This window comes from Pseudonocardia sulfidoxydans NBRC 16205 (assembly GCF_007989085.1).
Taxonomy (GTDB): domain Bacteria; phylum Actinomycetota; class Actinomycetes; order Mycobacteriales; family Pseudonocardiaceae; genus Pseudonocardia; species Pseudonocardia sulfidoxydans.
In genome coordinates, this window is record NZ_BJVJ01000039.1 from 1 (window position 1) to 11,850 (window position 11,850).

An 11,850-nucleotide genomic window follows, 5' to 3' on the forward strand; every position below is an offset into this window, starting at 1 on the left:
TGATGCGGGTGTGCCGGCCCGGGACCTGGCGGGCGCCGTTGAGCCGGTTGGCCAGCACCGTGGCCAGGATGTCGTTGACCAGCGTGGACTTGCCGGAGCCGGACACCCCGGTGACGGAGACGAGCCCGCCCAGCGGGATGTCGACGTCGATGCCGCGCAGGTTGTGCTCGCGGGCGCCGACGACCGTCAGCTTGCGCTTGGGGTCGAGCGTGCGGCGCTCGGCCGGGACCGGGATCGACCGGCGCCCCGACAGGTACGCGCCGGTCAGCGACGTGTCGTGCGACTCCAGCCCCGCGACGGGACCGCTGTGCACGATGTGCCCGCCGTGCTCGCCCGCACCCGGCCCGATGTCGACGGTCCAGTCGGCCGCGCGGATGGTGTCCTCGTCGTGCTCCACGACGATCAGCGTGTTGCCCAGGTCGCGCAGCCGCGTCAGCGTCTCGATGAGGCGGCGGTTGTCGCGCTGGTGCAGCCCGATCGACGGCTCGTCGAGCACGTAGAGCACGCCGACGAGGCCGGACCCGATCTGGGTGGCGAGCCGGATGCGCTGCGCCTCCCCGCCCGAGAGCGTGCCGGCGGCACGGTCGAGGGAGAGGTAGTCGAGCCCCACGTCGAGCAGGAAGCCCAGGCGGGCCTGGACCTCCTTGAGCACCCGGCCCGCGATCATGGCCTGGCGGTGGTCGAGGACCATCCCGTCGAGGAACGCCGAGCACTCGGCCACCGACATCGCCGACACCTCGGCGATCGACCGGTCGCCCTGGTCGCGGTGGGCGAGGGTGACGGCGAGGACCTCCGGCTTGAGCCGGGCACCCTTGCAGACGGGGCACGGCACGTCGCGCATGTAGCCCTCGTAGCGCTCGCGCTGCGAGTCCGACTCCGTCTGGTCGAGCCGGCGCTCGAGGAACGGGATGACACCCTCGAAGTTGGCGTAGTAGGCGCGCTCGCGGCCGTACCGGTTGCGGTAGCGGACGTGGACCTGGTCGTCGCTGCCGTGCAGGACGGCCTTGCGGGCCGCGTCGTCGAGTGTGCGCCACGGCGTGTCCATGCGGAAGCCGACCGCCTTGGCCAGCCCCGACAGCAGCCGCCCGAAGTACTCCGACGTGTGGCCGGTCGCCCACGGCGCGATCGCCCCGTCGGCCAGGCTGAGGTCCGGGTCGGGGACGACCAGCTCCGGGTCGACCTCCTTCTTGATCCCGATGCCGCTGCACGCCGGGCACGCGCCGTAGGGCGAGTTGAAGGAGAAGGTCCGCGGCTCCAGCTCGTCGAGACCCAGGGGATGGCCGTTGGGGCACGCCATCCGCTCGGAGAACCGCCGCTCACGGCCCGGATCGTCCTCGGCGAGATCGACGAACTCCAGCACGACCAGGCCGTCGGCCAGGCGCAGCGCCGTCTCCACCGAGTCGGTGAGGCGCTGCTTCGACGACGGCCGCACCACCAGCCGGTCGACGACCACGGCGATGTCGTGCTTCTCCTGCTTCTTGAGCCGGGGCGGCTCGGCCAGCGGATGGACCGTGCCGTCGACGAGCACCCGCGAGTAGCCCTGCGCCTGCAGCGCGGAGAACAGGTCGACGAACTCGCCCTTGCGGGTGCGCACCACCGGGGCGAGCACCTGGAACCGGGTGCCCTCCTCCATGGCCAGGACCTGGTCGACGATCTGCTGCGGCGTCTGCTTCTCGATCACGTGCCCGCACGTGGGGCAGTGCGGCACGCCGGCACGCGCGTAGAGCAGGCGCAGGTAGTCGTAGACCTCGGTGATCGTGCCGACCGTCGAACGAGGGTTGCGGTTCGTGGACTTCTGGTCGATCGACACCGCGGGCGAGAGCCCCTCGATGAAGTCGACGTCGGGCTTGTCCATCTGCCCGAGGAACTGCCGCGCGTACGCCGACAGCGACTCGACGTAGCGGCGCTGGCCCTCGGCGAAGATCGTGTCGAACGCCAGGCTCGACTTCCCGGAACCGGACAGGCCCGTGAACACGACGAGACTGTCGCGAGGGATGTCGAGATCGACCCCCCGCAGGTTGTGCTCGCGCGCGCCCCGCACCACGAGACGGTCTGCCACGGTGTGCGCCTCCTGAGTGTTTCCGGGCCCGACGGCCCGCGATCCAATGCTAGGCGGGGGGTACGACAAGAACCGCTCGCCCGGTCGTCGCGCGGTCGGCGACCGTCGCGGCGCGCCGAGCGCTCGCGTGCAGGCCTGGACCGTCCCGATCGACGTCGTACCGCCGTTCAACGCAGTCCGTGGCGCCGATCATCCGACCCCGGCGGACCGTCACACAGGCTCGCACACATGTTCGACAGGGTGCGCGTCGGGGATAGGGTGACGTCCGTGGACGTCCTCGACGAGTACACCGGTCACACCGACCCCGGCGGTGCCGCGATCCGACGTGATCTCGGCCCCCTCACCATCACCAAGGTCTCCGTCGGCCCGATGGACAACAACGCCTTCCTGCTCGTCTGCACGGCGACGCACGAGGCGCTGCTGATCGACGCGGCGAACGAGCCCGAGCGGCTGGCCGACCTCGTCGGCAGCGGGCGGGACCGACCGGAGCTCAAGCACCTCGTCACCACCCACCGGCACTGGGACCACTGGCAGGCCCTCGGGGCGGTCGCCGGGATGTTCCAGCCGCGGCTGATCTCGCACCCGCTCGACGCTCCCGAGCTGCCGATCCCGATGGACGTCGTCGTCGACCACGGCGACACGGTGAGCTTCGGCGAGATCGAGCTCGACGTCGTCCACCTGCGCGGACACACCCCGGGCTCGATCGCGCTGGTCTACCGCGGCGCCGACGGCACGCACGTCTTCACCGGCGACTCGCTGTTCCCGGGCGGCCCGGGCAAGACCGACTCGGCCGGCGACTTCACCTCGCTGCTGGACGACCTGGAGTCGCGGGTGTTCGGCCCGCTGCCCGACGAGGCGTGGGTCTACCCCGGCCACGGCGACGACACGACCATCGGCAAGGAGCGCCCGTCGCTGCCGGAGTGGCGCGCGCGCGGCTGGTGACCCCACCACTCCCCGACCACCCCGCGAGCCCGGCCCCGACACGGGGCCGGGCTCGTCTCCGTCACGGGCCCGGGCACCCCCGTGCTCCCGGGCGCACCGGACCTGCCCGGCCCGGTGGTCTGCCCGGGGCACAACCCCACCGAGCGTGTCACCAGCGCCGACGGACCCCGCTGAGCACACGTTCGACGGCCGCGCGCTGGTCCCCGCGCGGGCCGCACCGGTGACGGCCCGAGGGGCGTCTGATGGATCACCGTCAATGGGTCGGTGATCCGGGCGGGCTCCTGGCAAGACGAACCAGGGGCCGTCCGGGCGCCGAGACCGCGGCGAGTGATCCGTCGGGCGCCCCAAAGGACCCGCGGGAACCGCAGCGACGTCCGATGTGGACGCCGGGGCGCCGAACGGCGCGGCCCGGGCCCGCTCACCAGTTCTTGTTCGACCTCGAGGCGGCGGAGGCCGTGGAGAGGGGCGTTCCTGTGGTGGATCTCGCCGGTCGACCCAACTTCCGCACCGCCCCTCCCGCGTCCCGGGACGACCTGCTCGCCGCACCGGAAGGTCCACTCTGCATCAGGCGTGGATACATTCGTAGCCGCACATCATCGCCTCACTCGATCAGGTGACTGCCCCGTGTCGTGAGCAGGTGAAACACGACTATCCCGACCGACCGGACGGGCGGTCACCGGTCCGCCGGGTCGCGCTCCGGGCCCGCTGCCACGATGTCCGCATGACTGACCCCCAGGCACCGGACGCCGCCGAGACGGGCGAGCGCATCGAGGTCTCCCGCATCGTCCGCGCCGACCCCGCCGCGGTGTTCGCCCTGCTCACCGACCCGCAGGGCCACGTCGCGATCGACTCCTCCGGCATGCTCATGGGTGCCGACGGCGAGCGCGTCACCGCGGCCGGCGACACGTTCGTCGTCCACATGGATCGCGAGGCGCTCGGCGACGTCCCGCTCGGCGAGTACGACGTCACCGTCACGATCGGCGACTTCGAGCAGGACCGGCTGATCTCCTGGTCGGTGCTCGGCAAGGTCCGCCCGCAGATCGGCCACGTCTACGGCTACCGGCTCACGCCGGTCGAGGGCGGCACCGAGGTCGTGTCCTTCTACGACTGGTCCGACATCCACCCCGAATGGCGGGCGCGGGGCATCTTCCCGGTCATCTCCGAGGCATCTCTGAAGGCGACGCTCGGCATCCTGGCCCGGACGGTCGCGCCGTACCGTCGCGCCGACCACTCCTGAACCCGTCCGCAGAGCCCGCGCCGCACCGTGACCCGGACGCCGTTCGGCATGCTCCTGCGCGCGGCGCCGGCGCCGCCGACCGAGCGGCCCGGATGCGCTCCGCGATCATAGTTCACGCTGCGTCACCACGAGTGCCGTAGGTCACGCCCCTTCCCTCACCAGAGCCTGCGAGCGCCCCGGCCGCATCCATAGAGTGGTCGACATCGACCGCGCGACGTCCGGGGTTCGCGTCGCCGCGTCGGGCTCCGCACCGAGGAACCAACTGGTCGGGGCCTCGGGAACGTGGCGAGGGGCGGGGGCGGGGTGCGGCGGGCGTCGGGCGCGCGGCGGCGATGGGGGCTGGCCGGCAAGGTGCTGGTCACCGTCGTCTCGTTGGTGGTGCTCACCGCGGCCGGCTACGGCTGGTCGACGTTCCGCGCGCTCGCGGGGTCGATCGTCACCAGCGACGTCCTGAGCGACAGCACCTCCCGCACGGGCCCGCCGTCGCGGACGATCACCGCGCTGGTCGTGGGCGTCGACAGCCGGACCGACGCACAGGGGCGGCCACTGCCGCAGGACGTGCTCGACGCGATGCACGCCGGCCCCGACGACGGACAGCTCAACACCGACACGATCATCCTGCTGCGCATCCCGGCCGACCCCGGCAAGCCCGTCGTGGCGGTGTCGTTCCCCCGCGACTCGTACGTGAAGCTCGCCGGCGACCTCGGCACCCACAAGATCAACTCTGCGTACGGCCGCGCGGTCACGTCCACGACCCGCACGCTGCAGGAGCAGGGACTCGACGCAGACACCGTCCGCAGGCAGGCGCTCGAAGCCGGTCGCAAGGCGCTCGTCGCGACCGTCACCCAGCTGACGGGGATCGTCGTCGACCACTACGCGGAGATCAACCTCGCCGGGTTCGTCGAGCTCACCGACGCGATCGGCGGCGTTCCCGTGTGCCTCACCGAGCCCGTCGACGACGCGCGCTGGTCCGGCGCGGTGCTGCCCGCCGGACCGCAGACGCTCGACGGCGCCGACGCGCTCGCCTTCGTCCGGCAGCGCCACGGCCTGGAGGGTGGCGACCTCGACCGCATCACCCGTCAGCAGGCCTACATGGCCGGGCTCGCGAACACCCTGCTCGGCGGCGGCCGGCTCGCCGACCCCTCGACGGTGCAGCGCGTTCTCGGGATCGTCGGCCGATACGTGGTGCTCGACCAGGGCTGGGACCTCGACCAGATCGTCGGGCAGGTGCGGCAGGTGTCGGCGTCGAAGGTCGAGTTCCACACGATCCCGACGATCCGCCCCGACCTCTACACGCCCTACGACGGCGTCGCCGTGGAGATCGACGCCGACGCGGTGCGGACCTTCGTGCGCTCGACCCTCGACGGGCTGCCCGTGCCGACGACGGCCGTGGCCGCGAGCGGCACGCGGACCGCGCCACCGACGCCGAGCACCACCGCGCCGCGGACGACGACCCCGCGCACGACCGCCCCGATCACCTCGACCGACAGCACGCCGACCGGCAGCACGCCGACCGGTGGGGCCACGACCACCGAGCCGCAGCCGATCACCGGCGCGACGGTGCCCTGCGTGAGCTGAGTTGGTGTCGTCATCGGTTTCTTCCGCACGCGATCATCGGGTCGTCCGCACCCCAGGCGGACACGACCAGTGCGCACCTGACGTGCGGTCAGGGACCGTCGACGGGTGTCCACCGACGAGCCCGCGCACGACCGTCCGCTGCCGCCGCGGCAGGCCGACGAGCGCGCCACGATCGCCGGCTGGCTGTTCTCCGCTTCCAGCGGGCGATCGCTCGGGATGAAGGCGCCGGACCGGACGCGGAGGCGTTGGACCGGCACGCCGTCGTCGCCGACCCGGCACTGGTCGACGAGGCCTGGCGGGTCCGCCGGGACGAGTTCGACACCACGGTCCGTCCGACCATGATCATCGGACCGTCACGTCGAGCTCGATCTCGCTCAGGGTCGCCGCGGATGCTGCGTCGAGCGGGTGGGCGCGCAGCTCGGCGGCGACTTGGGCGGCTCGCGCGGTGTCGCCGGTCCCGGCGAGGAGCTCCACGAGGTAGAGCAGCACCGGGATACGGTCGGGCACGGTCGAGTCGGGGTGACGGGCGAGGCCGGCGTCGACCACGGCGACGGCACGGGCCTCGTCGCCGCGGGCGTCGCCCTGGCAGGCAACGTTCTCCAGGACACGCTGCAGCGCACCGCCTTCCGGGTCACGCGAAAATCCGAATGAGGGCGGTCAGTCCCCGCGCGCGATCCGGTCTGCCCGCTCCCGGATCTGTTCGACGGACCAGCCCGCGACCTCGCGCAGCTGTTCCACGATCGCGACCTCGACGGCGGCGTGCACCGCGGCGGGCGAGACCTGCGGGTCGACGGAGCGGGCGGCCGCGAGCGACCGGCCGGACAGATACAGGTTTATCACCGTGACAACTCCCCTCGTCCGGAGAACCACATGCAGTCCACCCCTCGGCAACGGTGTGTCGCTCGTCACGACACGCGCTCGAACGGGTGCCGGGGGCGAACGGTCGCCGTCGCGGGTGTGGCGGCGCCGCGGAGTCGGCGGACGGGCGGCAGACTGATCCACCGTGACCGACAGCTTCCCCCGCCGGCAGGCCCGTACCCGGCGGTTCACCCTGGGCGCCCCGCGCGGCGCGGCCCTGTCCCCCGACGGCCGGCGCGTCGTCTTCCTCCGCAGCCGGGGCGGCACCGATCCCGTGACGTGCCTGTGGAGCCTGGACCTCGACACCGGCGACGAACGGGTGGTCGCCGACCCGCGGGTCCTCGACGGCAACGGCTCCGAGGAGGACCTCCCGCCGCAGGAGCGGGCGCGCCGGGAACGGGCGCGTGAGCAGGCGGGAGGCGTCGTCGCGTTCGCGACGGACCGGCCGGTCACCATGGCGGCGTTCACGTTGTCGGGCAGGCTCTACGTCGCCGAGTTCGCGTCCGGGCTCACGCCGCGGCTGATCGAGACGCCGGGCGGGGTCGTCGACCCGCGGCCCGACCCGCAGGGCCGGCGGGTGGCGTTCGTCGCCGGCGGCGCGCTGTACGTGCACGATCTCGTCCCGCGGCTCACGACCTTGCTGGTCCGTCCGGACGACGACGACGCGACGTGGGGCCTGGCCGACTTCGTCGCGGCCGAGGAGATGGGCCGCATGCGCGGCTACTGGTGGGCGCCCGACGGTGACCGGCTGCTGGTCGCCCGCGTCGACGACGACCCGGTGCGGCGCTGGCACATCGCCGATCCGGCCAACCCCGACCGCGAGCCGGTGCGCGTCGCCTACCCGGCAGCAGGCACCCCGAACGCCGAGGTGACGCTGTACCTGATCGCGCTCGACGGGGTGCGGGTGCCGGTGACGTGGGACGCGGCGGCCTACGAGTACGTCGTCGACGCGACGTGGGACGCGACGGACCTGCTGCTGACGGTGCAGTCGCGCGACCAGCGGGCGCTGCGGGTGCTACGCGTCGACCAGCGGTCGGGGGCGACGGCGGAGGTCGCGGCGATCGACGACCCGGACTGGGTCGACATCGTCCCCGGTGTGCCGGCGCACCTGGACGGCGAGCTGGTGACCGCGGGGGCGCACGAGGGGGCGAACCGTCTGTGCGTCGGCGGGACCCCGGTGACGCCGACGTCGCTGCAGGTCCGGGCGTTGCTCGACATCGACGGCGACACCCTGCTGTTCAGCGCGTCCGGCGAGGATCCGGCGTCGACGGGGCTGTGGTCGTGGTCGCGCGAGGGCGGGCTCGTCGAGCGGGCGACGCAGCCGGGGGTGCACTCGGGGCGGCTCTCGGCCGGCACGCTGCTGGTGACGCGGGCGTGCCTGGAGTCGGAGGGCACGGCGACGGTGGCGCACCTGCCGTCGGGGGCCGCGCGGACGATCGACTCGTTCGCCGACCCGGCCGGTCTCGCGCCGCGGCTGGAGCTCACGACCGCCGGCGCCGGGGCGCTGTCGACGGCGCTGCTGCTGCCGTCGTGGTGGGAGCCCGGCACGCCGCTGCCGGTGCTGATGGACCCCTACGGCGGGCCGCACGCGCAGCGCGTCGTCGCGTCCCGCAACGCGCACCTGACGAGCCAGTGGTTCGCCGAGCAGGGGTTCGCGGTCGTCGTCGTCGACGGGCGCGGCACCCCCGGTCGCGGTCCGGCGTTCGAGCGGGCCGTGCGCGGCGACCTCGCCCAGCCGGTCCTCGACGACCAGGTCGACGCCCTGCACGACCTGGCGACGCGCCACCCGGACCTGGATCTCGACCGGGTCGGTGTCCGGGGGTGGTCGTTCGGCGGCTACCTCGCCGCGCTCGCGGTGCTGCGCCGCCCCGACGTGTTCCATGCCGCGGTCGCGGGCGCACCCGTCACCGACTGGGCGCTCTACGACACCCACTACACCGAGCGCTACCTCGGCACCCCCGACGGCGATCCGGACGCCTACGCGCGGTCGTCGCTGTTCGAGGACGCGGCCGCGGCCCGCACCCCGCACCGGCCGTTGCTGCTGGTCCACGGCCTGGCCGACGACAACGTCGTCGCCGCGCACACGTTGCGGTTGTCGTCGGCGCTGCTGGCGGCGGGGCGCCCGCACAGCGTGCTGCCGCTGTCGGGGGTCACGCACATGACGCCGCAGGAGGTCGTCGCGGAGAACCTGCTGCTGCTGCAGGTCGAGTTCCTGCGCTCGGCGCTCGGGGTGCCCCTGCCGCCGTCCTGAGGCCTGCCACCGTCCTGACCGCTACTGGTGCTGGTGGGCGGCGTCGGGCGGGACGGCGGCCGCGTCCGCCGTGCGCCGCCCGGCGCGCAGCTCCGCGATCGCGATGCCCAGCGCGGCCAGCACCATGACGACGGCCGCGCCGAGCGCAGCGGCCACGGCGACGCGCAGCCGCGCCGGGTCGGGGCCGAGCACCGCGTAGAAGATGCCGGTCAGCGCCGCCGTGCCGACGGCCGCGCCGATCCGCTGTCCCGTCTGCAGCGCGCCACCCGCCGACCCGGCCATCCGCACCGGGACGCAGCGCAGCGTCATCGTGATGTTCGGGGAGATGACGAGCCCCCCGCCGATGCCCCCGATCAGCATCGACGGGATGATCACGAACCCGGCGACGGACGACGGGACCGTCGCCAGCAGGACGGTCGTGACGGCGAGGCCGGCCGCGACCCCGCACAGGCCCGCGACGGTCAGCCTGCGGCCGAACCGGTCGACCACGCGCCCGGCGAGCGCCGCCGAGATCGCCGACCCGACGGCGAACGGGGTCACCGCGAGCCCGGACTGCAGCGGTGTCCAGCCCAGCCCGTTCTGGAAGAACAGCGCGAACACCAGCCAGATCCCGCTGAACCCGACGAAGTAGACCATCCCCAGCGCCGCGCCCGAGGCGTAGCCGGCAGTGTCGGACAGCAGCCGCAGGTCGACCAGCGGTGCCCGGCCGCGGCGGGTCTCGCGGCCTTCCCACCACACGAACGCCGCCCCGAGCACGATCCCGACGACGAACAGCCACCACAGCCGCGCAAGCCCACCCGACTCGGCCTCCACGAGCGGCAGCAGCACGGCGAGAACCGCGCCGCCGAGCAGCACGACCCCGACGTGGTCGATGTGCCCCGGACGGGTGGACCGTCGCATCGGGGGCAGCAGCCGCGCCGCCAGGACCAGGGCCACGACGCCGATCGGCACGTTCACGTAGAAGATCCAGCGCCAGCCGTTCCCTTCCCCGGCCAGCGCGAGGATGAACCCGCCGACGACGGGGCCGACGGCCGTCGAGATGCCGACGGTCGCGCCGAAGAACCCGAACGCCCGGCCCCGCTCGGCGCCGCGGAACAGGTCCTGGATCAGGCCGGAGTTCTGCGGGGCGAGCATGCCCGCCGCGAGGCCCTGCGCGACGCGGGCGATCACGAGCAGCAACGGCGTCGGCGCGGCCCCGGCCAGCGCGCTGAACAGCACGAACCCGGCCAGCGCGATCAGGAACATCCGACGTCGGCCGAACGCGTCACCCAACCGTCCCGCGGGGACCAGTGCGAGCCCGAACGCCAGCGCGTAGCCCGACACCACCCACTGCACCTGCGCGGGGCTCGTCCCCAGACCGTGCTGCATCGACGGCAGCGCCACCGACACGATGCTCACGTCGAGCAGTCCCATGAACCCCGCGACGAGGGTGACGGTCAGTGCGCGCCAGCGCCTCGGGTCCGGTTCGTAGGTCTCTTCGTCGGCGGTCTCTTCGGTTCGGGACTGCGGCACGCGCCCCAGTCTGTGCCGCACCCTCCCGCAACGCGACCGCAACGCCCCGGTCTGGCAGGGTGATGGGCCGCACGGCACCGGCCCTCCGGTGCATCCCGTGATCGAGAACGTGAGAAGGAGCGCCCGTGGCACTGCAGAAGCCCGAGGTCGAGCCCATCGACGGCGAGGCCCCCACCGACCTGCGGGTCACCGACATCACCGTCGGCGACGGCAAGGAGGCGACGGCGGGCTCGTTCGTCAGCGTCCACTACGTCGGGGTCGCGCACTCCACCGGCGAGCAGTTCGACGCGTCGTTCGACCGGGGGTCGCCGCTGGAGTTCCCGCTCGGTCAGGGCCGCGTCATCGCCGGCTGGGACCAGGGCGTGCAGGGCATGAAGGTCGGTGGTCGTCGTCGGCTGGAGATCCCGCCGCACATGGGATACGGCGACGCCGGCGCCGGCGGCGTCATCAAGGGCGGTGAGACGCTGATCTTCGTCGTCGACCTGCTGGGCGTGCACTGACCACGCAGCTGCTGGTCCTGAGCGACACCCACGTCCCGGGCCGCGGCCGCGTCGTACCGGCCGCGGTCTGGGAGGCGGTCGACGCCGCCGATGTCGTGGTCCACGCCGGCGACTGGGTGGGCGTCGACCTCCTCGACGAGCTGGAGGCCCGCGCGGCCAGGCTCGTCGGGGTGTACGGCAACAACGACGGCCCCGAGCTGCGGGCGCGGCTGCCCGAGGTCGCCCGCGTCGAGATCGGCGGGGTGCGGCTCGCGGTCGTGCACGAGACCGGGCAGGCCGGCGGCCGCGAGCGGCGCATGGACCGGCTCTTCCCCGACACCGACGTCCTCGTGTTCGGGCACAGCCACATCCCGTGGGACACCACGACCCCGGCCGGGATGCGGCTGCTCAACCCCGGCTCCCCCACCGACCGTCGTCGCCGGCCCACCCACACGTGGATGACGGCTGCGATCGGCGACGGTGCGCTGCGCGACGTCGTCCTGCATCACCTGGAAGGGCCACCGGGCGACTCCGGACGGTGACGGCGTTGCGACGCTCGGCGATTCGCGTGCCGCACCGGATGACCGGAGCCACGTCATGCACGAGGATCACCGTCATGGTGCTCGAGATCGCCGACTTCGACATCCGCCCCGGGACCGAAGACCAGTTCGCCGCCGCCTATCTCCAGGCGCGCGACCTGCTGGCCGCCACCCCCGGGTTCGTCTCCGCGCGCATGACCCGCAGCATCGAGTCGCCCAGCCGCTTCGTGCTGCTGGTCGAGTGGCAGAGCGTCGAGGCACACACGGTCGGCTTCCGCGAGTCCGACCGATTCCCGAAATGGCGGGAGATCATCGGCCCGTTCTTCGCGGGCACCCCGAAGGTCGAGCACGCGCAGGACGTGCGCTGAGAGTGCGCTGAGGGCCGCTCACCGGTA

At 73.2% G+C, this 11,850-nt stretch carries 11 protein-coding genes; 7 read left to right on the forward strand and 4 right to left on the reverse strand.

The features are described 5' to 3' along the window. Positions 1-2,059: excinuclease ABC subunit UvrA (gene uvrA / locus PSU4_RS18350; RefSeq protein ID WP_147109921.1), on the reverse strand; the 2,059-nt coding region annotated here is incomplete at its 3' end. A 228-nt stretch (positions 2,060-2,287) separates the two neighbouring features. Between uvrA and PSU4_RS18355 the strand changes: the two genes are divergently transcribed. The 3 genes from PSU4_RS18355 (at position 2,288) to PSU4_RS18365 (ending at position 5,816) form a co-directional block, all read left to right on the forward strand. Then, positions 2,288-3,001, forward strand: a complete 714-nt coding sequence (locus tag PSU4_RS18355; RefSeq protein WP_373866074.1) for an MBL fold metallo-hydrolase — start codon at positions 2,288-2,290, stop codon at positions 2,999-3,001. A 721-nt stretch (positions 3,002-3,722) separates the two neighbouring features. Further along, complete coding sequence (locus tag PSU4_RS18360; protein WP_147109925.1) at positions 3,723-4,238, forward strand: SRPBCC family protein; 516 nt, start codon at positions 3,723-3,725, stop codon at positions 4,236-4,238. A 282-nt stretch (positions 4,239-4,520) separates the two neighbouring features. Further along, positions 4,521-5,816, forward strand: a complete 1,296-nt coding sequence (locus PSU4_RS18365; protein ID WP_147109927.1) for an LCP family protein — start codon at positions 4,521-4,523, stop codon at positions 5,814-5,816. Positions 5,817-6,158: 342 nt separating this feature from the next. On the opposite strand, the gene PSU4_RS33220 is transcribed toward PSU4_RS18365, so the two are convergent. After that, entirely contained in the window at positions 6,159-6,431 is a 273-nt protein-coding gene (locus PSU4_RS33220; RefSeq protein ID WP_507763233.1) for a DUF8817 family protein, read from the reverse strand. A 42-nt stretch (positions 6,432-6,473) separates the two neighbouring features. Further along, positions 6,474-6,656, reverse strand: a complete 183-nt coding sequence (locus PSU4_RS18370) for a hypothetical protein (protein WP_147109930.1) — start codon at positions 6,654-6,656, stop codon at positions 6,474-6,476. 163 nt (positions 6,657-6,819) lie between these two features. On the opposite strand from PSU4_RS18370, the gene PSU4_RS18375 reads away from it, so the two are divergent. Further along, a complete protein-coding gene (locus tag PSU4_RS18375) occupies positions 6,820-8,925 on the forward strand; it encodes a S9 family peptidase (RefSeq protein WP_147109932.1) in 2,106 nt (701 codons plus the stop codon). A 21-nt stretch (positions 8,926-8,946) separates the two neighbouring features. Here PSU4_RS18375 and PSU4_RS18380 read toward each other — a convergent pair whose 3' ends face one another. Continuing rightward, complete coding sequence (locus tag PSU4_RS18380; RefSeq protein ID WP_147109934.1) at positions 8,947-10,437, reverse strand: MFS transporter; 1,491 nt, start codon at positions 10,435-10,437, stop codon at positions 8,947-8,949. 125 nt (positions 10,438-10,562) lie between these two features. Between PSU4_RS18380 and PSU4_RS18385 the strand changes: the two genes are divergently transcribed. From PSU4_RS18385 to PSU4_RS18395, 3 genes are all read left to right on the forward strand, one after another. Next, the gene (locus PSU4_RS18385; protein WP_147109936.1) at positions 10,563-10,937 is read left to right on the forward strand and encodes an FKBP-type peptidyl-prolyl cis-trans isomerase; all 375 of its coding nucleotides are present in this window, start codon (positions 10,563-10,565) and stop codon (positions 10,935-10,937) included. Beyond that, on the forward strand, positions 10,934-11,458 hold the full coding sequence (locus tag PSU4_RS18390; RefSeq protein ID WP_147109938.1) for a metallophosphoesterase family protein: 525 nt from the start codon (positions 10,934-10,936) through the stop codon (positions 11,456-11,458). The genes PSU4_RS18385 and PSU4_RS18390 overlap by 4 nt, the downstream gene beginning before the upstream one ends. 74 nt (positions 11,459-11,532) lie before the next feature. Further along, a complete protein-coding gene (locus PSU4_RS18395; protein WP_147109940.1) occupies positions 11,533-11,823 on the forward strand; it encodes an antibiotic biosynthesis monooxygenase family protein in 291 nt (96 codons plus the stop codon). Positions 11,824-11,850: the final 27 nt, after the last annotated feature.

Bases quoted from the DNA above. Each gene is read 5' to 3' on its own strand.
- PSU4_RS18395 (WP_147109940.1), top strand. From the start codon at position 11,533: ATGGTGCTCGAGATCGCCGACTTCGACATCCGCCCCGGGACCGAAGAC.
- PSU4_RS18355 (WP_373866074.1), top strand. From the start codon at position 2,288: ATGTTCGACAGGGTGCGCGTCGGGGATAGGGTGACGTCCGTGGACGTC.
- PSU4_RS18360 (WP_147109925.1), top strand. From the start codon at position 3,723: ATGACTGACCCCCAGGCACCGGACGCCGCCGAGACGGGCGAGCGCATC.